General features: G+C 61.9%; 18 protein-coding genes. 10 read left to right on the forward strand and 8 right to left on the reverse strand.

Annotation, left to right across the window (positions count from 1 at the left end; translation table 11 throughout):
* Positions 1–712: 712 nt before the first annotated feature.
* Positions 713–1,918 (forward strand): DNA-binding protein, encoded by a 1,206-nt coding sequence (locus QYH69_RS20750; protein ID WP_308833680.1) that lies wholly within the window; start codon positions 713–715, stop codon positions 1,916–1,918.
* Between the two features lie 115 nt (positions 1,919–2,033).
* On the opposite strand, the gene QYH69_RS20755 is transcribed toward QYH69_RS20750, so the two are convergent.
* The 3 genes from QYH69_RS20755 to QYH69_RS20765 form a co-directional block, all read right to left on the reverse strand.
* Entirely contained in the window at positions 2,034–3,029 is a 996-nt protein-coding gene (locus tag QYH69_RS20755) for a site-specific integrase (protein ID WP_308833681.1), read from the reverse strand.
* A 25-nt stretch (positions 3,030–3,054) separates the two neighbouring features.
* Complete coding sequence (locus QYH69_RS20760) at positions 3,055–3,462, reverse strand: DUF2471 family protein (protein ID WP_308833682.1); 408 nt, start codon at positions 3,460–3,462, stop codon at positions 3,055–3,057.
* 170 nt (positions 3,463–3,632) lie between these two features.
* Positions 3,633–4,283, reverse strand: coding sequence for an XRE family transcriptional regulator (locus QYH69_RS20765; protein WP_308833683.1), 651 nt, complete (start codon positions 4,281–4,283; stop codon positions 3,633–3,635).
* A 154-nt stretch (positions 4,284–4,437) separates the two neighbouring features.
* Here QYH69_RS20765 and QYH69_RS20770 point away from each other — a divergent pair, with 154 nt between their 5' ends.
* Both QYH69_RS20770 and tdh read left to right on the forward strand, forming a co-directional pair.
* Positions 4,438–5,637: a glycine C-acetyltransferase gene (locus tag QYH69_RS20770; protein WP_308833684.1), complete on the forward strand. Its 1,200-nt coding sequence runs from the start codon at positions 4,438–4,440 to the stop codon at positions 5,635–5,637.
* 54 nt (positions 5,638–5,691) lie between these two features.
* On the forward strand, positions 5,692–6,720 hold the full coding sequence (gene tdh, locus QYH69_RS20775) for an L-threonine 3-dehydrogenase (protein WP_308833685.1): 1,029 nt from the start codon (positions 5,692–5,694) through the stop codon (positions 6,718–6,720).
* A gap of 59 nt (positions 6,721–6,779) precedes the next feature.
* Here tdh and QYH69_RS20780 read toward each other — a convergent pair whose 3' ends face one another.
* Entirely contained in the window at positions 6,780–7,445 is a 666-nt protein-coding gene (locus tag QYH69_RS20780; RefSeq protein ID WP_308833686.1) for a YceI family protein, read from the reverse strand.
* A 163-nt stretch (positions 7,446–7,608) separates the two neighbouring features.
* On the opposite strand from QYH69_RS20780, the gene QYH69_RS20785 reads away from it, so the two are divergent.
* From QYH69_RS20785 to QYH69_RS20800, 4 genes are all read left to right on the forward strand, one after another.
* Positions 7,609–8,349, forward strand: a complete 741-nt coding sequence (locus QYH69_RS20785; protein WP_374992462.1) for a TetR/AcrR family transcriptional regulator — start codon at positions 7,609–7,611, stop codon at positions 8,347–8,349.
* A gap of 19 nt (positions 8,350–8,368) precedes the next feature.
* Entirely contained in the window at positions 8,369–8,845 is a 477-nt protein-coding gene (locus QYH69_RS20790) for a DUF1348 family protein (protein WP_075159459.1), read from the forward strand.
* Positions 8,846–9,044: 199 nt separating this feature from the next.
* Positions 9,045–9,566: a hypothetical protein gene (locus tag QYH69_RS20795; RefSeq protein ID WP_308833688.1), complete on the forward strand. Its 522-nt coding sequence runs from the start codon at positions 9,045–9,047 to the stop codon at positions 9,564–9,566.
* A gap of 374 nt (positions 9,567–9,940) precedes the next feature.
* Positions 9,941–10,096 carry a hypothetical protein gene (locus QYH69_RS20800; RefSeq protein ID WP_308830294.1) on the forward strand — a complete coding sequence of 52 codons (156 nt, stop codon included), beginning with the start codon at positions 9,941–9,943 and terminating at the stop codon, positions 10,094–10,096.
* A 192-nt stretch (positions 10,097–10,288) separates the two neighbouring features.
* Here the strand turns inward: QYH69_RS20800 and def are convergent, their stop codons facing one another.
* Positions 10,289–10,798 carry a peptide deformylase gene (gene def, locus QYH69_RS20805; protein WP_308833689.1) on the reverse strand — a complete coding sequence of 170 codons (510 nt, stop codon included), beginning with the start codon at positions 10,796–10,798 and terminating at the stop codon, positions 10,289–10,291.
* A gap of 882 nt (positions 10,799–11,680) precedes the next feature.
* On the opposite strand from def, the gene QYH69_RS20810 reads away from it, so the two are divergent.
* Positions 11,681–14,011 carry a TonB-dependent receptor gene (locus tag QYH69_RS20810; protein WP_308833690.1) on the forward strand — a complete coding sequence of 777 codons (2,331 nt, stop codon included), beginning with the start codon at positions 11,681–11,683 and terminating at the stop codon, positions 14,009–14,011.
* 183 nt (positions 14,012–14,194) lie between these two features.
* Here the strand turns inward: QYH69_RS20810 and QYH69_RS20815 are convergent, their stop codons facing one another.
* Positions 14,195–15,076, reverse strand: coding sequence for an aldo/keto reductase family oxidoreductase (locus QYH69_RS20815; RefSeq protein WP_308833691.1), 882 nt, complete (start codon positions 15,074–15,076; stop codon positions 14,195–14,197).
* 108 nt (positions 15,077–15,184) lie between these two features.
* Between QYH69_RS20815 and QYH69_RS20820 the strand changes: the two genes are divergently transcribed.
* Together QYH69_RS20820 and QYH69_RS20825 are read left to right on the forward strand one after the other, a co-directional pair.
* Positions 15,185–16,093 carry a LysR family transcriptional regulator gene (locus QYH69_RS20820; RefSeq protein WP_308833692.1) on the forward strand — a complete coding sequence of 303 codons (909 nt, stop codon included), beginning with the start codon at positions 15,185–15,187 and terminating at the stop codon, positions 16,091–16,093.
* A gap of 182 nt (positions 16,094–16,275) precedes the next feature.
* Entirely contained in the window at positions 16,276–16,758 is a 483-nt protein-coding gene (locus tag QYH69_RS20825) for an ATP-binding protein (RefSeq protein ID WP_308833693.1), read from the forward strand.
* Here QYH69_RS20825 and QYH69_RS20830 read toward each other — a convergent pair.
* A complete protein-coding gene (locus tag QYH69_RS20830; protein WP_308833694.1) occupies positions 16,716–18,347 on the reverse strand; it encodes an NAD-dependent malic enzyme in 1,632 nt (543 codons plus the stop codon). The two genes, QYH69_RS20825 and QYH69_RS20830, sit on opposite strands and share 43 nt — an antisense overlap.
* 10 nt (positions 18,348–18,357) lie before the next feature.
* Positions 18,358–19,764 carry a class II fumarate hydratase gene (fumC, locus tag QYH69_RS20835; RefSeq protein ID WP_308833695.1) on the reverse strand — a complete coding sequence of 469 codons (1,407 nt, stop codon included), beginning with the start codon at positions 19,762–19,764 and terminating at the stop codon, positions 18,358–18,360.
* Between the last annotated feature and the right edge of the window lie 359 nt (positions 19,765–20,123).

The raw sequence follows: 20,123 nt of genomic DNA on the forward strand, positions 1-20,123 counted from the left end.
AAAAACCTCACCTGACAAGGCTCTGCGCTCCCGTTCGCTCTCACCGATCGCATTGACGGCGGCAAAAAAACACCAAAAAGCGAGGCCGAAAGACCTCCCGAAGCGACTCACCCTCGCGTGATCGCAAGCAAAGGGCCGCCGTTCCGGCAGAACAAGGGCGTGCACGCGCTTATTCCCCGAAAACGCTCACCTTTGGAGGAAACCGTTTTTCCGGGCGTCTCCCGAACCCGCTCACGAACGGTCCTGCACTCGCTCACCAGGCGCCCCGAATCCCTTCACTGCACAATCCCGTGCCGGCTCACCACAACTCCCGTAAAACTTCACCTGACTAGCCGGAGATCCTTATCTGATAAGGGTTTGCCGTGGCGTTAACGTTTTTAACCAAGGTTCAAGGGTGTTTACTTTATGTCTCTCAAACGAATAACCGCGAGTCGTAAAGAGAAACTGCAAGGTCAACACCCGGCACGTCTCGTTTCGCGTCGTGAAACATAGGGTCGAAATGCAGGAAACAAAGAAAATCTTTTAAGTACAGTTACTTATAGGCTATTCTTCGCTTTGTTTCACGGATGCCCCTGCGGAATCGTCGGTAGGCGCGCTCGCATTGGGGTACGCGAACCCTTCACCAGACTTACGAGCTCGGCAGCGCGCGAAACGTAGCAAACGTTACGTAATTTGTTATGATCCGTTGAATCTGATCTGCGATGAGGCACACATGAACCTCGATGACGAACGCGAGGCGATCCGGCGAGAGCTGGAATCGATGCGGCAGACCGGTGCTCGGCGCCAGGAGCTTTCGCTGCATGCATGCAAACGGCTATTTTTCGATCTTGGCATCCGACCTACGATGGCTGCTGTCCGGGAATTGACCCAAACCGGTAGCGCCAGCGACATCCCGAAGGACATCGACGGCTTTTGGGAACGTATCCGCCAGGCGTCGCGGGTACGCGTCGGAGCCGGCGCAATTCCGAAGATGCTCGAAGAGCGCGCCGGCGAACTGCTCGGCACACTGTACCGGGAAGCGCTCGTCGAAGCGCGCGCATCGCTCGACGAAGAGCGCGCGGAAATGCAGGCATCGATCGCGGCCGCGCATCAGGAAACGCACGACGGCAAGATCCGGCACGAAGCAGCCGAGCAGGCGATCGCGCGAAGCGAGGCACGCGCGGACGCCGCATGGGAACGCGTGCGCACGCTCGAGGCGCAACTGGCTGCCGCGTCGACGCACGGCAGCGCGCATCAGGAAAGCTTGCAGGCGTCGGTACGCCGACTCGACGCCGAAAACGAGACGCTGCAAAAACGCCTCGAAGCCGAGCAGTCGACCAGTGCGGCATTGCGCGAACGAATCGACGCACTTCACCAGGAGTTGCGCGAAAGCACCGAGCATTACGCGCAGCAGATCAAGGACGCCGTATCTGAAGCGGAGCGCCGCGTGAAGCCGATGCTCGTCGAACTGGATTCGCTGCGCAGTATGGCGGCGACTTATCAGTCCGGCGTGCGCGAGGCGAGCCGCAAGGAATTCGATTTCATCCAGCAACTGGCGGCGGCCAAAGCGAGAGGCGACCGACTCGATGCGCAGCTGCGCGAACAGTCCGACGAACTCGATGTGATGACGCGACAGGTCGCGGCGCTGCGTGCGCAACAAGGCATCGATCCTTCGATCGCGCGTCTGATGTTTGCGCTTGCGAGCGCAGGGCGTTTGAGCGCCGATGAACTTGCGTCGATCGGCACGGCGATCGACGGCCACGTCGTGTTGCCGGCGCATTGTCCGAAGTGCGAAGCAGGTGAGCCGGAGCTGTCGCACGTCGATCACCACTACGAATTGTCTTGCCCGGAATGCGAACATTCGTCGGGAACAGGGGCGTCGCGACTTGAAGCGGTCGCGCGCTTTCTTTCCGCGGGAGCCGTTTCGACGTCTATGTAAGCCCATATCGTGCAAGGCTTTTCCGCAAAGGTGAGCTTTTACGGGATCTCCCGAGGTGAGTCTTTACGGGACATTCGCACATCGGTGAGCGCCCGCGCAAAAGCGCATCACCGGTTCACGCATCGCTGGTTCCGGGCTCACCTTGATCGGACTCGCCGCCTGTTTGTTCGGATCCCCAGGTTTTCCAGGCACGATGTAGCCGATGCGCGGAAACGGGCTGCGCGAAACCGAGCCACTGGCCGACGAGTTCCGGGTCGACCCCGCTTTCGAAAAGATCGGCAGCAAATGTATTGCGCAACGTCTGCGGGCTCGCGCGCGCTTCACGCGAAGCCGCTATGCCCGCGGTGTCGATCAGCGCATCGATTGCGCGCAACGCCGTTGCCTTGTGCATCGGCCGTCCCGACGACGACGCCGGAAATGCGAGCACCCCTGCGAGACCCGCGGCCGCACGCACCTCGAGCCATGCGCCAAGCACCGCGACGGCAAACGGCGCAAGCCGAGTGCGACGCGACAGCAGCGGATTGTCGCCGTCGATGGTGAGCCACGCAGTACCGATGTCGATATTGCGCATTGTCAGAGCAATGGCTTCGCTCGTCTTCAGTCCACCGCCGAGAAACACCGCGACGAGCGCGCGATCGCGGTATGCGCGCCAGCGTTCGGCGCCGGACAAGCCGGCCACCGGCGATGAAAGATGGGCGACGAGCGTTGCGCGCTCGGCCGAAGAAAGAAAACCGGTCGGTTCGTTGTCGCGCGCGTTACGCCAGCCCGCTTCGCCATCTTGCGCGATGAAACGTGCCGGATTCGTCGACGCCGCTTCGATGAAGCGCACGTGATCGAGCACGCGTTCGATCAGCCGCAGATATCGCGCACGTTGCGGCTTGCGGATGGACAGGCCCGCAACGAAATCGGCGATCGAACTGCGGTCGACAGTCGCCAATGTTTTGCGCCGCGCTTGCAGCCATTCGAGAAACAGTCCCCACTGCGCCCGATAGACCTGTGCCGACGAGGCACGGAATTGCTGGCTTGCAAGCCACGCGTCGAACGCGACCGCGGGGTCGCGCAGCCAGTCTTCCCGTTCGCGATCGAACAGGTCACCCGATGCAGCCGGCATTGGGGTTCGAGTGCGGTTCACATTGCTACCCGCCCCACGCTCGCGGCCGGCGCTTGCTTCTGCCTGCGGGCTGCCTGGCTGCCGCCAGCTGTGCCGCTTGCTGTTGCGCTTCTTCATACGCAGCAACCGCGAATGCGAATACCGCAGGCAATGCGTTCGATGCGCCGAAATCGACGGGATCGTCCGTTTCCGGATAAGGCAACGCTGCAGGCCGCTGAAACAGACCCAGCATCAGCGCGTCGTGCCGGCTGGCGAAGCCGAGGTCGGCCAGCGCTTCCGCCTCGATGGCATGGAGCAGGCGCCACGTGAGCGGAACCTGCTGGGCGATATAGCGCGACGCGATATGCCGGACGATGTGCTCGAGGTCGCGCGCCGCATTCTGGTAACGCAGCGCGGCTAATGCGGCATCAGGATCGGTGGACGAGCGGTTCATGTCGGCTCCGGTCGCAGTCGATAGGACGGGGGTATACTGTACAAATATACAGTACTCGTTGCAACCTCTGTCAGACGGCGGGCATACGAAGGTATCGGCCGTACGAAACGGCCGCCCGCGCGATAAGGCACCGGCGTTGCCGTCAGCGTGCGCGCCCGGCAGTCAACGCGTCAGCCGTGAATCACGACCAGCAGTGCCTTCGCTTCGCTTTTGCCAGCGTTGCGAATCGCGTGCGGCTCGTCGGCCACATAGCGCGCAGTGTCCGCCGTTTTGAGCCGCCTGGTCGTGCCTGCCGCTTCGACGTCTATCGTGCCGTGCAGCACGGTCAAATGCTCGCGCGTTCCCGGTTCGTGTGCGTTCGATACGAGCGCGCCGCCCGCGGCAAGCGTAAGCTCGTACCACTCGAACTTGCCGGCGAGCTCGATGGGCCCCCACACACGCAACTGGTATTTGGCCTCGTGTCCGCTCAAGGTTGGGATCTCGTGCGGTCCGGATACCGCAATGGCCTCCGGCGCTTTCGGCGGCGCGAACAACGAATCGAGGCTCACGCCGAGCGCGTTCGTCAGACGCCACGCGACGGCGATGGTCGGATTCGCCTTGTCGCGCTCGATTTCGGACAGCATCGACTTCGACACGCCCGCCGCGCGCGACAGATCGTCGAGCGTCATCTTGCGTTCGCCGCGCAGCCGCTGGATCTGTTCGCCGACACGCGGCGGCGCAGCTACAGCCGCTACCGAGGGCGTGTTCACGAGAGCCGCAGCCGCCGACGTTGCTGCGCTGCGCGAGGTACGCGACCGACGCGGGGATTCCGAGCTTGCCATTTACTGACCCATCGTTTAGAGTTGTTCGACATATCGAACTTAAATTCGAAAAATCGAATTTTTCCGGTAAAGCTGATAGTCGACTATAACAGGCCGCTGCACGTCGAAGCACATCCAGACCTCGCGGGCCGCTCACTCGAACAGGAGCTGATTCATGCGCGATGCTTTCCTTTCCCATTTACGAGGCACGCTCGATCAGATTCGCGCCGACGGCTTCTACAAGACGGAACGTGTGATCGCGAGCCCGCAGGCCGCCGACATCAAGCTCGAAGGCGGCGCCAGCGTGCTGAATTTCTGCGCCAACAATTATCTGGGCCTCGCCGACGATCCGCGCCTCATCGCAGCCGCGAAGGATGGGCTCGAGCGCGACGGCTTCGGCATGGCGTCGGTACGTTTTATCTGCGGAACGCAGACCGTGCACAAGGAACTCGAAGGCGCGCTGTCCGCGTTTCTGCAGACTGACGATTGCATCCTGTATTCGAGCTGTTTCGATGCGAATGGCGGTCTGTTCGAAACGCTGCTCGACGAAAACGACGCGATTATCAGCGACGAACTCAATCATGCAAGCATTATCGATGGCGTGCGGCTCGCGAAGGCGAAGCGCTATCGCTACAAGAACAACGATCTCGCGGATCTCGAAGCAAGATTGCAGGAGGCCGATGCGGCGGGCGCGCGCTTCAAACTCATCGCGACCGACGGCGTGTTCTCGATGGACGGCATCATCGCGAATCTTGCGGGCATCTGCGATCTCGCGGACCGCTACGGTGCGCTCGTCATGGTCGACGATTCGCACGCGGTCGGTTTCATCGGCGCGCACGGCCGCGGCACGCCCGAACATTGCGGTGTGCTGTCGCGCGTCGACATCGTCACCGGCACGCTCGGCAAGGCGCTAGGCGGTGCTTCCGGCGGTTACGTCGCAGCGCGCAAGGAGATTGTCGATCTATTGCGCCAGCGCTCGCGTCCGTATCTGTTCTCGAACACATTGACGCCGAGCATCGCGGCCGCCTCGCTGAAAGTGCTCGAATTGCTCGATAGCGACGAAGGCGCGCAACTGCGCGAACGCGTCCGTGCGAACGGCGCGCATTTTCGCCGCGCGATGACTGCGCTCGGCTTCACGCTCGTACCCGGCGAACATCCGATCATCCCTGTGATGTTGGGCGATGCGCAGCTCGCATCGAAGATGGCCGATGCGTTGCTCGCCGAAGGCGTCTATGTGATCGGCTTTTCCTTTCCTGTCGTGCCGCGCGGCCGCGCGCGCATCCGCACACAGATGAGTGCGGCGCATACCTCTGAACAGATCGATCGCGCGGTCGATGCGTTCGCACGCGTCGGCCGTTCACTCGGTGTGATCTGAAACGACACCGCCGCACCTTCGCATCGTCGGAACACTCGTCTCGCAGGAATCACCATGAAAGCCTTGGCAAAACTCGAACGCGCGCCCGGTCTCACGCTGACCCGCGTCAAAAAACCCGAAGTCGGTCATAACGATGTGATGATCCGCATCACACGCACCGCGATTTGCGGCACCGACATCCATATCTGGAAGTGGGACGACTGGGCGCAAAAGACGATTCCCGTGCCGATGCACGTCGGCCACGAATACGTGGGCGAGATTGTCGAGATGGGCCAGGAAGTGCGCGGCTTCGCGATCGGCGACCGCGTGTCGGGCGAAGGTCACATCACATGCGGTTTTTGCCGCAATTGCCGCGCGGGGCGCCGCCATCTGTGCCGCAATACAGTGGGAGTCGGCGTGAATCGCGAGGGCGCGTTCGCTGAATATCTGGTGATTCCGGCGTTCAACGCGTTCAAGATTCCACCTGAGATTTCCGACGATCTCGCGGCGATCTTCGATCCGTTCGGCAATGCGACGCATACGGCGCTGTCGTTCAATCTCGTCGGCGAGGATGTGCTGATTACCGGCGCCGGGCCGATCGGCATTATGGCGGTGGCGATTGCGAAACACGTCGGCGCGCGCAACGTCGTCATCACCGATGTCAACGACTACCGGCTCGAGCTGGCGCGCAAAATGGGCGCGACGCGCGCGGTGAACGTGTCGCGCGAAACACTGCGCGATGTGATGGCGGACCTGCACATGACCGAAGGCTTCGACGTCGGCCTCGAAATGTCGGGTGTGCCGAGCGCGTTTACGAGCATGCTCGAAGCGATGAACCATGGCGGCAAGATCGCACTGCTCGGCATTCCGCCTGCGCAAACGTCGATCGACTGGAATCAGGTGATTTTCAAGGGGCTCGAAATCAAGGGCATCTATGGCCGCGAGATGTTCGAGACCTGGTACAAGATGGTCGCGATGCTGCAAAGCGGGCTCGATCTGTCGCCGATCCTCACGCACCGCTTTGCCGTTGACGACTACGAGCGCGCGTTCGCGACCATGCTGTCGGGCGAAAGCGGCAAGGTCATTCTGGACTGGACCGTGTAGCTTCGATCGCACCGGTGGGCCGAGCGACGCGATCGCGCCGCCCATCCACGCGCATCGATTCAACCCGCCGAGCCCGCCGGCGGCTTATCGAATTCGGCCTGAATCCGCACGCGCACTTCATCGCCGACGGCCGGAAACCATGTCGACAGCCCGAACTTCGAGCGGCTGAAGCTGCCTTCCGCCGAAAAACCCATCGTGTCGAGCTTTGTCAGCGGGTCGACGCCGTAGCCGTTGAACTTCACATCGAGCGTGACCGGCTGCGTCGTGCCGCGAATCGTCAGGTCGCCGGTCAGCTTGCCGCTCGTTTCGCCCGTGCGCTCGAAACCCGTGCTGACGAAGCGGATGTCCGGATAGCGTGCGACATCGAGCATTTCATCGCCTTTCACCATCTTGTCGAGCTGCGGCACGTTCGTGTCGATGCTCGCGGCGTCGATCGTGATGGCCGTCGAGCTGTTCGCCATTCCGCCTGCACGCCAGTCGAGCTGACCGGTGACGCGGTCAAAGCGCATCACGAAGCGCGAATACTTGAAGTGATCGACATCGAACGTGACGCTCCAATGACTCGGGTCGAGCTTATACGTGCCGGCCGGGACGCGCGACTCGGTGGTGCTGACGGTATGCGTGACCACCTCGAGCGGCGTGCACGCGTTCATCACGGATGTCGCGGCTACGACGAGGAAAAGCGCGCGCACGACGGCGGTAGCGCGGACAGCGGATTTCTTCATGTTTTTTCTCCGTTCGATCGACACGCACCCCGAACGATAGCGCACGGACAGCTTTTAGCAAGCTACCGGCGCGAGCGGCCGCCCGGCCGCCACCACGACTGCATGCATCGTGCAAAAAAAAGGACACTTGACGAGGTAGAATGATCGTTCTACCATTCGCCACATGGCTACCTCGACCGACACCTCATCTGCATCCGCTATGGCTTCCAGTTCGGCACGCGACCGGCTGCTCGAGGCGGCCGAGGCGCTGATTTACGCGGGCGGAATTCATGCGACCGGCGTCGATGCGATCGTCAAGCAGTCGGGCACCGCGCGCAAAAGCTTCTACACGCATTTCGAATCGAAGGACGCGCTCGTTGCAGCTGCGCTCGAGCGGCGCGACGAACGCTGGATGAAATGGTTTATCGAAGGCACGCTGCGCCATGGAAAGCGGCCGCGTGCGCGTCTGCTCGGCATGTTCGATGTGCTGCGCGAATGGTTCGCGTCCGAAAACTTTCACGGTTGCGCATTTTTGAATGCCGCCGGTGAAATAGCCTCGCCCGACGATCCGATTCGTGTCGTCGCGCGCGAGCACAAGGAGCGTCTGCTCGCATTCGTGCGCACGCTGTGCGATGAATTCGTCGCGTCGATCGGCGCCGATGCACGGCGTGCCGCGAAGCTTTCGCATCAGTTGCTGATTCTGATCGACGGCGCGATCGGCGTTGCGCTCGTCAGCGGAGACCCGGACGCGGCAATCGATGCGCGCAGCGCGGCCGAACATGTGCTCGATGCGTACGAGGCTCACAACGCCCACAACGCCCACAACGCCCACAACGCACCCCATACCCACTCGCATTCCCCACGCTCCACCCGTCCGCGATCGGACGGGCAGCCATCCACCGCAAGAAACCGTAACCCGACTTAAGCGACCTTAGGAGGTCATCATGGCAGAGATCGAAACCCGCCCGCCTGTTCCGCCCTTCACGCGCGAAACGGCCATTCAGAAAGTGCGCGCTGCAGAAGACGGATGGAACACGCGCGACCCGGAACGTGTATCGCTTGCCTATACGCCGCAAAGCGTATGGCGCAATCGCGTCGAATTCGCGACGGGCCGTCCGGCGATCGTCGAATTGCTGCGCCGTAAGTGGAAGCGCGAGCTCGATTATCGATTGATCAAGGAGTTGTGGGCATTCGGCGGCAACCGTATCGCGGTGCGCTTCGCATACGAGTTTCATGACGACTCGAACAACTGGTTCCGCGCATACGGCAACGAGAACTGGGAATTCGACGAGAACGGCCTGATGGCGCATCGTCACGCAAGCATCAACGAAATGCCGATCCGCGAAACCGACCGCCTGTTCCGCTGGCCGCTCGGCCGTCGTCCCGACGATCATCCTGGCTTGTCCGATCTCGGCCTCTGATTATTTGCGGGTCAAACCTGCCTGTTACGCAGTGTTGACGGTGAACGTTCCTGCCGAACGTTCACCGTTTTGTTGTTCGCTCGCCGAATATCGTTCGTCGGCTTGCCGCCGATTGTGGGTTACAGTGGGCGTCGCAGACGCCTATCGATAGAGACCGCAGTTCTGACGTCACCGGCATCGGGCCGACGGCGGAGACGACATGCGCTTTCGGCAAATCAAGAACACGAGGAAAAGCATGTGCCGCGCCATGGCGGCGCTCGCGGTCGGCCTGGCGGCATCATCGGCTTATGCCGAATGGTGCGGCGGCGGCGTTTGGGTCGACGCCATGTTCGCGTCGTATCACATCGACCCGGACCCCGACACACACCTCGAGCAATTCAATCCGGGTCTTGGCGTCGAATGCTGGCTGAATAGCCAGTGGGCGCTGACGGCAGGCGGTTTTCGCAACTCGCTGCGCCGGCCTTCCTACTACGGCGGCGGCGTTTGGGCGCCCGAGTTCGCGCATTGGGGTTTCGTCAGGCTCGCGGTGATGGGCGGCATTATCTCCGGCTACAACTACAACGACTGGGGCCTCGGACACAACCACTCGATCGGGCCGGTCGCCGCGCCGATCTTGATGACCGAGTACAAGCGTGTTGGGATGAACTTTATCGTGATCCCGCCGATTCCTTCGGAGGACTTGCCATTCACGATCGGGTTTCAGCTACGCGTGAAATTCTAGCGAGCGGTGGCGCGACAACATTTGGCGAGCGTGCAAGGAAGACAACTGGCAACGATCCCGTGCGCGCGCATGGAGCAATATAATTCGTCGCCTGCCGAGCGTATGCTTCGCATGTCTGACAAAACAACCGGTGCTGAAAAATGAATGGCACGTGCGACGCGGATGGCGGGCGTAATAACCACGCTGCCCATTGGCTTGAGCGCGGCTGCGACGCCGGCGGCCCGATGCACCATGGAAGCCGATGCGGCCTCGGGTGCCACGCAACGACTGCCGTCAGCATTGCGGGCGGAAGTCAAACCAACGTGAACTCCTCGTTCTGAACACGTCAGTATTGACGAAGCGGCAACGTCTGCCCCTTTCCTTCTGGGGACATCATGAAAAAGATCATCGTCGCTTTGTCGATTGCCTCGGGCATGCTGGCCGGGTGTGCAGTGTACGTGCCGGGCGAACCGGGCGTGGCCGTGCAGCCACAAGGCGGTCCGGGCAACGGATTCTGCCCGCCGGGCCAAGCCAAGAAAGGTAACTGCTGAGCGCTTCCCGTTGCTGTTCCTTTATCGGCTTCATCGCCGGAATGATTTTTTCGACCCGCATCCTGGTTTAGGTGCGAATGCATCAGTACCGCTCGTCCGCGGCGAGGCCCGACTCGTGCAAAGGTGAGTATTTTCGGGAGGCAGCTCGAGTGAAGCGCGTCGCATTGGCGGCCTCACCTTGCTCGATTGAAGTCATTCCCTGATCTGCGTTGTCGTCCTGTCCCAAGGTTCGGTCCGGTTCGCGATATCGACATACAGCACGCCGTTCAGATGATCGACCTCGTGCTGGATGATCCGCGCATGAAAGCCGCGTGCTTCGCCGCCGATCTCATTGCCGTCCACGTCGTACGCGCGATACGAAATGCGCGAGTGGCGCGTGACGTAGCCGCGCTTGCCCGGCACGCTGAAGCAGCCTTCTATATCTTCGACCGCGCCGTCCCCCGATGTGATGACCGGATTGATGAGTGCGGTTGGCGGCACCGGCGCCTCGCCGGGTGCGCGTTCGCCTCCGGGAAACTCGAGCACGACAATGCGCTGGCCGATACCGATCTGCGGGGCAGCAAGTCCGACGCCGCGGCCGCTGCGCATCGTATCGAACATATCGGCGACGAGCGCGCGAAGTTCGTCGGTGCCGAAGGCGGTTACCGGTGCCGCGACCTGGCGGAGCATCGGTGATTCGAACGGAAGGACGGTGCGTTCCATGATCAGAATCCGTGATTTGAAAGTTGCGACATGTTGCGCGAAGCGACGGTGAACCTCGCCTCCGCCCAACATGGACCTTATGCGGACCGGCTGGTTCACTGTTTCGCCTGCTTGTCGCACGCGTAACCTTACTGGTGTTTTGGACAAGGTGCGGCGAACAACGACACCGCTCCTGAAAACACTCACCTTTGCGACACGCCGCGTCGACGCACAGCTTTGCACAGCAGCGCAGAGCAATGCAAATACCCGCTAGCCCGCGAGGACCGTCCGCCGGTAAATGACCAAGGCGTCGATTCGTCGTGCAGCGGTGCCGCGCACGGCAACCAGCCGATGAGCGCGCCGGAGCCTGTCTTGGATCCGATCGGCCTGTGCGCAACGTATGCCGCTTTTCGCGCAATAGCGAACGGCTTTGTGACACAAGATCGAGAATCAAGAACATGAAGGTGAGCTTTTTCAGGATCTCACCTGTCTGTCATAACGATCCATTCCTCTTTCGCGAACATCTACTCGTCAAGTTCCCGACCCACTGCGTCACGATAGACTCGTTCGCTCGTTCCGGCAGCGGATCTTGCGCTTCGTAAGCATTATCGACACGCGCGTCAAAAATATTTCGACGCGCCGGAATAAACCCCATCAAATTCACGTTCACTCCTCGACGCGCGCGTTTCGCGCGCCGTCGTCGTTTCTGGCGATCGCCAATGTAGCGACCGCCTTCAATCGAGCAGGTCCCCACTTTCGTGCTTTTTTCGGCCTCGCGCGTTGCCGCGTGCGGCTGCTGCATGCCGTTCGCACGCATCGCATGTATTGCCGACATCCGGCGGTCATGCGACGCGCGTAGCGAAGCGGCACATCATTGAAGTGCGTTTGAAAGGGGATCGATTCATGAATGTCAGAAGGGCCCGCCAGACGGCGCGCGCGGCGCGTGCGCGTTTGCGCAAGAAAACCGATATTCGGCTTGCCGCGCTATGCATGGGCATCGCAATCGCGCAATCCGGATGGGCGCAGTCGCAGGCACAACAACAGCCATCGCCAGCAGAACCGCCGGCACAACCGGCAGTCCCGACGGGCATAGCGCAAAACTCATCGTCAGGCCCGTCTACCGCTACGCTACCCGATGCAACCTTGCCCGCGATCCACGTGCAAGGCAGTACGCCGACCGGCTATGGTCCGCTCGTCGAAACCGATCGCGTCAACGATCCGCGGCAGCGCGTGGACGCGAGCAAAACGGGCACGAAGCTCGAAGATTTGCCTGCAAGCGTTCAGGTCATTCCGCGCCAACTCGTCAATGAGCAAGGCGGGACGATGCTGCGCGATGCGATCACGAACGCGAGCGGCGTCAATTATGGCGGGCAGGATTCGAAGGGCTACTACGATCACTTCCTGATTCGCGGCCTCAACGCCCAGGTTTACGAAGACGGCTTCTCCGATGGCGACGAACTGAGCGGCATCTCGCACTCGCTGAACGGCGTGAAGCAGGTCGAGATTCTCGAGGGTCCGGGCTCCGCGCTTTTCGGCAGCGGGCCTCCAGGAGGCACGATCAATATCGTGCACTACACGCCGTCGCCCGATCTCCACTACGGCGCGAGCGTGCAGACCGGATCGTACGGAACCCTGACGAATAGCGATTACATCACCGGGCCGACCGGCATTGCGGGCCTCAACTACCGCGTCGACGCCACGTTCTCGCGCACCGACGGCCTTCGCGACCTCGCGAGCCGCGACTATGAAGTCAGGCCCGATCTGCAATGGCAACTGGGCAAGCATACGCTAGAATTTTCGCTCGACTTGCGCGATATCCACGAGACGCCCGATTCGTACGGGATTATCTACTTCAACGGTTCGCCGCTCTCGAGCGTCTCGCGCAACGCGAAATTTTCGACGCCGTTCGCAACCGCACGGCAAACCTATGTACGCCCGGCACTGACCGACAAATGGGAAGTAAACGACTTCCTGACGATCAACAACCGCTTCTCGTATCTGCACCGCTCGCTCGACGCGCTGACGAATGGCGACAGCACCAGCACGAAAATCAGCAATGGCGAAGTGATCGGCCGTCAATTGCGGCAGCAGGACGACAGCGACAACAGCTTCGACTATCAGCTCGAACCGGTGTGGAAGTTCGGCATCGGCAGCGTCGGGCATACGCTGCTGACGGGCTTCGAATATCAGCATCAGCTGATCGATACCGAACGCACGACTGCGGACCTGCCGAACATTCCCGACGCGTTCAACCCGGTGCCGCCGGAAACCAGTGCCGATCAACTGGCGTTCCTGTGCGACGCAAAGCACTCGTGCGATAACGACCGTCTGGTCGCGAACTACTACAGCGTCTATGCGACCGACCAGATCGACGTGACCGACAAGTTCAAGGTGCGCGCGGGCGTTCGCAAGGACTGGTGGGATACCTCGCTGACGCCGAATATCTCGGTGCCTGGGCGCTTCGGCACGAACGGCCAGCCGTTGCTCGCCGGCGTAACGGACTCGCGCAACGATGCCCCGGTCAGCTGGAATATCGGCGCACTATACAAGCTGCTGCCGTGGATGACGCCGTACTTCGGCATTTCGAAGAGCCACTTCGCGAATTTCAACTCGGAGAATACGCAGAACGGCATCGGAGCACCGGAATCGGCGCTGCAGTATGAGGTCGGCGTAAAGTTCTCGCTGCTCAACGAGCGCCTCATTTTGAACACCGCGCTCTTCGACGTGAAGCGCGACAACGTCGCGGCCCTGACGACGATCAACGGCGTCGAATCGGTCGTGTTCGACAGCCAGAAAACGCGCGGCGCGGAGGCGTCGATCGATGCGGCGCTGACAAGCCATTGGCACGTCATCGCGAACTTCACCGCGCAGGATCCCGAAATCACCGATAACCCGCAGGGCATTTCGTCGGTCGGCAATCGTCCCCAGGGTGCGCCCGCTTATATCGGCAACCTCTGGTCGACCTACGATTTTTCGATTGCGGGCGTGCCCGGTTTTCATGTGGGCGCGGGCGTGAACTACGTCGCAAAGACATACAGCGACATCACCAACGTCAATTCGATTCCGTCGTATGTGATAGCGAACGCAGCTCTCGGCTACGAGGCGCCGCGCTGGGGTATCGATCTGAACGTGCACAACCTGTTCGACCGGCGTTATTACGTCGCCGCGAATGCGGCGGGCGCGTTCGTGGGCGAGTCGTTGAGCGCGTTCGTCAACGTGCACGCTAACTTCTGATACGGCACGACGGACGGCGTCGCCGTGAAGACTGCGCCCACCTGCCATCGCGCGCTGGCTCGTCGATGCGTCGGGGCGCAGCGCGGTGCTTCAGCGTCAGCTGGCGGCTCGTTCGTCCGGCCGCCGGCGCAACGCGTCGGCACGCCACATGCCGCCGCGCAACACGCCTTTGCGTTTGGCCGCTCACGGCTCCTGGCTTTTCGCACCAATCGCATCGAGTTCCGCCAACGCCTGATCCGTCAATTCGATCTGCGCCGCCGCGATGTTCTCGCGCAAATGCGCGACCGACGACGTCCCCGGAATTAGCAGAATATTCGGCGACCGATACAGCAGCCATGCGAGCGCGACCTGCCGCGGCGTCGCACCGATCGACTGCGCGACCTTCGCGAGCACCGACGACTGAATCGGCGTAAAGCCGCCGAGCGGGAAAAACGGCACGAACGCGATGCCCTTGCTCGCGAGCTCGTCGACGAGTGCATCGTCGTCGCGGTGGACCACGTTGTAGAGATTCTGCACGCAGACGATATCCGCGATGCTGCGCGCTTCGGCAACTTGTGCCGACGTCGCGTTGCTTAGCCCGATATGCCGCACGAGGCCTTCGCGCTGCAGTTCGGCGAGCGCCGTCACCTGTGGTTCGATCGATCCTTCCGAGGGCTGATGGATGTCGCCCATGATCCGCGCGTTCACGACATCGAGCACGTCGACGCGAAGATTGTGCAGATTGTCGTGTACCTGCTGCCGCAGTTCCTGCGGCGAGAACGCCGGCAGCCATGCGCCGGCATGGTCGCGGCGGGCGCCGACCTTGGTGACGATCGTCAGCTCGCGCGGATACGGATGGAGAGCCTCGCGGATCAGCAGATTGGTCACGCGCGGGCCGTAGTAGTCGCTCGTATCGATGTGATCGACGCCGGCTTCGACCGCGGCGCGCAGCACCGCAAGCGCCGCGGCGCGATCGGCGGGCGGCCCGAATACGCCCGGCCCGGCCAGCTGCATTGCACCGTAGCCCATGCGGCGCACCGGGCGTCCGGCCAGTGAAAACGTCTTTGCGGGAGCGTGTTTCGGCATTCTGGTCATCCTTTCGCTTATTCACTAAAGAAGAGCGCCAAGTATGCGGGTCGTCCCGTTGTTAGATAATCCCATCCAGATCGAACGGGCTGTGCAAAAAGGTGAACAATGGCTGCTGAAATGAACGACCTCGCCGCGTTTGTATCGGTCGCGCGCGCCGGCGGGTTTCGCGACGCCGCGCGCATCAATGGTGTGTCCGCGTCGAGCCTCAGTACGGCAGTGCGCCGGCTCGAGGCGAAGCTCGGCCTGCGCCTGCTCAATCGCACGACGCGCAGCGTCGCGCCGACCGAAGCGGGCGAGCGCCTCATCGAAAAGCTGACGCCGCTGTTCAGCGAAATGGAAGCGGCGCTCGATGTGCTGAACGTGTTTCGCGACAAACCGACCGGCACGTTGCGCCTCAATGTGCCGTCGGGCGTCGCCCGTGTCGTGCTGCCCGCGATCGTCGCGCGGTTTCTGCAGACGTACCCGGGAATTCGCGTCGAAGTCGTCGTCGAAGACAACTTCGTCGATGTGCTGTCGATCGGCTGCGATGCCGGCATCCGCTACGACGAGCGGCTCGAACAGGACATGATCGCGACGCCGATCGGCCCGCGCGTGCAGCGCTTCGCGACCGCCGCGGCGCCCGCGTACCTCGACGCGCACGGCCGCCCGACGCACCCGCGAGAGTTGCTCTCGCACGCGTGTCTGCGCGGTCAATTCGCCGGCGGCGCAATGCCGACCTGGGATTTCGAGCGCGACGGCGAAGTGGTTCGCGTCGACCCGTCGGGCCCGCTCGTGGTGCGCCCCGCCGCCGCGGTGGAACTTGCGGTCGACGCCGCGCGGGCGGGACTTGGCGTCGTCCATCTCTACGAAGGCATGCTGCGTGCGCATCTGGACAGCGGCGCGCTGGAACCGATCCTCGAACCGTGGTGGCAGCGTTTTTCCGGCCCGTTTCTGTACTATCCGGGCCGGCGACATCTGCCGGCGCCGTTGCGCGCGTTCGTCGATTTTCTGAAGGCCAACGGCAGTCGAACCTGAAATGATGGGGTCGTTGCCGTGGCGGACAGCAGCTTCGAAGTTCTGAAGCGAGGAGCCGGCGCATCGTCGACGCGAACATCATCGGCGTTTCGTTCCGGGAACTCGACAGGCCGATCCGCGCGGCGAACGATGCGTTCCTGCGCATCGTCGGCTACGATCGCGAAGACCTCGCCGCGGGCCGCTTGCGCTGGGACGAACTGACGCCGCCCGAATGGCACAGGCATCGCGACAGCAAGTGGACGCCCGAGCTGAAAACGACCGGCAGCGTGCAGCCCTACGAAAAAGAGTACTTCCACGGTGTGCGCCGTCTATCGATCCGCACGCGGCACGTGCGCGACGCGAACAGCGCGAGCGGAAGCACGGGCTCGATTCATGTCGAAGTGCGCGATTCGGGGCAAGGGCTCGATCCGGGGCGTGCGGACCGCCTGTTCGAGACGTTCTATTCGACGAAGGCGAGCGGCATGGGAGTGGGCCTCGCGGTCTGCCGCTCGATTATCGAGGTGCATGGGGCACGCTGTCGGCTAGCGCGAACGAGCCGCGTGGCGCGGTGTTCCGGTTCACGTTGCCGGTTGAGAGAGCGGGCTGACTCGCCGTACGTGGCGGCGAGCCAGCGTGCTTCCTTTTACGTCGGATACACCGGTTTGTACGCGCGTTCCCTGATATAGGCTTCGATGTCATCGGGGCGCGGCACGCGTGCGAGGTCTTCATCGAAGATATGTTCCGCGACCCGCGCGGCCACGTGCAAGGACGCGTCGAGAATTTTCGCTTGCGGCGGATAGATGAGCCCCGTGTCGAGGCTGTCGTCGGTGACCTGTTCCGCAACGGCCCTTGCCGCGACGATGAACATCTCCTCTGTGACGCGCTTCGCTTCCGTGGCATACACGGCCATGCCCATTGCCGGAAAAATGTAGACGTTGTTGCCTTGCCCCGGCACGAACGTGCGGCCGTCGTGCAGCGTGACCGGCGGAAACGGGCTGCCGCTGGCGAAGATCGCTTTGTCGTTCGACCAGCCGTACGCTTCTTCGGCTGTGCATTCGGAGCGCGAGGTCGGGTTCGAGTACGGAAAGATGATCGGCCGCTCGTTGATTTCGGCCATTGCTTCGATTACCTGCTGGTTGAAAAGCTTCGGCATCGTGCTCACGCCGATAATGCCCGTGGGCTTCAATGCCTTGACCGCGTCGACGAACGAGTTGAGCGGCGCATGGTCGACCGCGAACGGCTTCTGGAAGTCCGCCAGATCGCTGCGCGATTTCTCGATCAGCCCGTGTACGTCGAACAATGCATGGCGCGCGCGCGCCTGATCGATCGTGAGCCCTTCCAGCGTCATCGCTTCGCTGATCAATTCGGCGATGCCGGTTGCCGCCGAACCGCCGCCGAGGAACAGAAAGCGCTGCTCGGCGAGCTTCTGGCCGGAAATTCGCAGTGCGCCGAAAATGCCCGCCAATGCGACGGCGGCCGTGCCCTGGATATCGTCGTTATACGTGCAGAGTTTGTCCTTGTAGCGACTGAGCAGCGGTACCGCGTTGAAGTTCGCGAAGTCTTCCCACTGGATGCAGCATTTCGGAAACAGTGCTTCGACGGCTTCGACGAATTCATTGACGAATGCGTAGTAGTCGTCGCCGCGCACGCGCTCGTGGCGCAGGCCCAGATAAAGCGGATCTTCGAGCAGTTCATGGTTGTTGGTGCCGACGTCGAGCACGACCGGCATGCAGAACTGCGGCGGCACGCCCGCACAAGCGGTGTAAAGCGCCAGCTTGCCCATCGGAATGCCCATGCCGCCTACACCGAGATCGCCGAGGCCGAGAATGCGCTCGCCGTCGGTCACGACGATAAAGCGCACGTCGTCTTCAGGCCAGTTCTGCAATAGCTCCTTCACGCGGCCACGCGCGGAAATCGGCAGAAACATGCCGCGTGCGCCGCGATAGACGTGATCGAACTTCTGGCACGCCTCACCGACGGTCGGCGTGTAGACGATCGGCATGAAGCGCGAGGGGTCCGACATGATCGTCGCATAGAACGCCGTTTCGTTGCGCAATTGCAGGTCTGAGAGATACAGGTACTTCTGCAGGTCGCTATCGAGGTGCGCCAGTTCCGAATGCACGCGTGCGACCTGCAGTTCCAGCGTGCGGACGCACGGCGGCAATAGCCCTTCGAGGTGACAGGCTCGCCGTTCGGCCTCGGTGAATGCCATGCCTTTGTTCAGATGCGGCGAGCGTAGAAGCTCGAAACCGGTAAGCGTGCGTTGCGCGTTCATCGAAGGCTCCTCACTGTTCAGTGGCGACATACGGCTTGACCATCTTGCGGGCGTCGACCACGCGATCGAATTCCTCTTCGCTGACGAAGCCGAGTTCGAGCGCGGCCTGCCTGAGCGTCTGATCGTGCTCCATCGCGTGGTGCGCGATCTTCGACGCCTTGTCGTAGCCGATCACGGGCGCAAGCGCTGTGACGAGCATCAACGACCGTTCGACATATTCGTCGATCTTCTTCACATTCGGCCGCGTGCCTTCGACGAGAAAGCGCCGGAAATTCGTGCATCCGTCCGTGAGCAGCGTGATCGACTGCGCGATATTGGAAATCATCAGCGGCTTGTAGACGTTCATCTCGAGGTAGCCGCCGGCGCCGCCGAAACCGACCGCGACGTCGTTCGCCATGACTTGCACGGCGATCATCGTCAAGGCTTCGGCCTGGGTCGGATTGACTTTGCCCGGCATGATCGACGAGCCCGGTTCGTTTTCCGGAATCAGCAGTTCGGCGAAGCCCGCGCGCGGGCCGCACGACAGAAGGCGGATGTCGTTGGCGATCTTGTAGAGCGACGCAGCGAGCGTTCGGAATGCGCCGGACAGGTGTATCAGCGCATCGTGCGCGCCTTGCACGGTGAACTTGTTCGGGGCGCTGACGAACGGCAATTGCGTGAGCGTCGCGATTTCCGCGGCGGCCGCTTCCGCAAAACCGGGCGCCGCATTGATCCCGGTGCCGACCGCGGTGCCGCCGAGCGCAAGACGGTAGACGCCATGCAAAGCGGCGTCGAGCCGCACGAGGTTATCTTCGAGCATGCCGGCATAGCCGGACCATTCCTGCCCGAGCGTAAGCGGCGTCGCGTCCTGCATATGCGTGCGGCCGATCTTTACGATGTCCATCCATTCGGCTGCCTTGGCGCCGATCGCGTCGTGCAGTTCACGGACGGCGGGAATCAGCCGCTGTGTCGTATTGACGGCGGCCGCAATGTACATCGCCGACGGAAACGAGTCGTTCGACGACTGCGACATATTCACGTGATCGTTCGGATGCACAGGATGCTTGCTCGCGAGGGGCGTCCCCGCAAGCTGACAGCAGCGATTCGAGATCACTTCGTTGACGTTCATATTGAACTGCGTGCCGCTGCCGGTCATCCAGACATGCAGCGGAAACATGTCGTGATGCTGGCCCGCGAGAATTTCGTCGCATGCCTGTGCGATCAGTTTGTGCGCCGCGGGGTCGAGACGCTTGCCGGCGAGATTCGCATTGGCGGCCGCTTTCTTGAGCGTCGCGTAGGCGGTGATCATCTCTCGCGGAATCAGATCGTGGCCGATGCGAAAGTGCTCGAGCGAGCGCTGCGTTTGCGCGCCCCAGAGCTTGTCGGCGGGGACCGCAACTTCTCCCATGCTGTCGGATTCCGTGCGGACGTTACTCATCGTTGTGCTCCTTTCGATGAAAACCAGCTGCAACGTGTGAAGACTGGATGAAGTGACCGTTGAGTACGCGGGTATGCGCGGACCTTCGCAGCGCGGGACGCGGAAGGATCGGCTGCGGCGAGTGTGCCGGCGCATGCGAATGCCGGCAACAGCGTTGACGATAGCGCACGCGATAACGGCAAGATAGCTATACAAACGTCCCGGTCCGGACGAACGGTGTATGCGCGGGGAATACGTTGGTTTAGGCAGCGAACGTGCGATGGACAGCGTTCTGTCAGGTCCTGGTAAGCGGAAATACGAAGGCCGGCTTTGACGTCTGCTTTTGCGCTGGGTTTGCGCCTGGGTTGTGTCGAATTTGC

The organism is Paraburkholderia sp. SARCC-3016, from assembly GCF_031119615.1.
GTDB lineage: Bacteria > Pseudomonadota > Gammaproteobacteria > Burkholderiales > Burkholderiaceae > Paraburkholderia.

Coding starts and splice junctions, on each gene's coding strand:
- QYH69_RS20750 (WP_308833680.1), top strand. CDS start 713: ATGAACCTCGATGACGAACGCGAGGCGATCCGGCGAGAGCTGGAATCG.
- QYH69_RS20755 (WP_308833681.1), bottom strand. CDS start 3,029: ATGCCGGCTGCATCGGGTGACCTGTTCGATCGCGAACGGGAAGACTGG.
- QYH69_RS20760 (WP_308833682.1), bottom strand. CDS start 3,462: ATGAACCGCTCGTCCACCGATCCTGATGCCGCATTAGCCGCGCTGCGT.
- QYH69_RS20765 (WP_308833683.1), bottom strand. CDS start 4,283: ATGGCAAGCTCGGAATCCCCGCGTCGGTCGCGTACCTCGCGCAGCGCA.
- QYH69_RS20770 (WP_308833684.1), top strand. CDS start 4,438: ATGCGCGATGCTTTCCTTTCCCATTTACGAGGCACGCTCGATCAGATT.
- tdh (WP_308833685.1), top strand. CDS start 5,692: ATGAAAGCCTTGGCAAAACTCGAACGCGCGCCCGGTCTCACGCTGACC.
- QYH69_RS20780 (WP_308833686.1), bottom strand. CDS start 7,445: ATGAAGAAATCCGCTGTCCGCGCTACCGCCGTCGTGCGCGCGCTTTTC.
- QYH69_RS20785 (WP_374992462.1), top strand. CDS start 7,609: ATGGCTACCTCGACCGACACCTCATCTGCATCCGCTATGGCTTCCAGT.
- QYH69_RS20790 (WP_075159459.1), top strand. CDS start 8,369: ATGGCAGAGATCGAAACCCGCCCGCCTGTTCCGCCCTTCACGCGCGAA.
- QYH69_RS20795 (WP_308833688.1), top strand. CDS start 9,045: ATGCGCTTTCGGCAAATCAAGAACACGAGGAAAAGCATGTGCCGCGCC.
- QYH69_RS20800 (WP_308830294.1), top strand. CDS start 9,941: ATGAAAAAGATCATCGTCGCTTTGTCGATTGCCTCGGGCATGCTGGCC.
- def (WP_308833689.1), bottom strand. CDS start 10,798: ATGGAACGCACCGTCCTTCCGTTCGAATCACCGATGCTCCGCCAGGTC.
- QYH69_RS20810 (WP_308833690.1), top strand. CDS start 11,681: ATGAATGTCAGAAGGGCCCGCCAGACGGCGCGCGCGGCGCGTGCGCGT.
- QYH69_RS20815 (WP_308833691.1), bottom strand. CDS start 15,076: ATGCCGAAACACGCTCCCGCAAAGACGTTTTCACTGGCCGGACGCCCG.
- QYH69_RS20820 (WP_308833692.1), top strand. CDS start 15,185: ATGGCTGCTGAAATGAACGACCTCGCCGCGTTTGTATCGGTCGCGCGC.
- QYH69_RS20830 (WP_308833694.1), bottom strand. CDS start 18,347: ATGAACGCGCAACGCACGCTTACCGGTTTCGAGCTTCTACGCTCGCCG.
- fumC (WP_308833695.1), bottom strand. CDS start 19,764: ATGAGTAACGTCCGCACGGAATCCGACAGCATGGGAGAAGTTGCGGTC.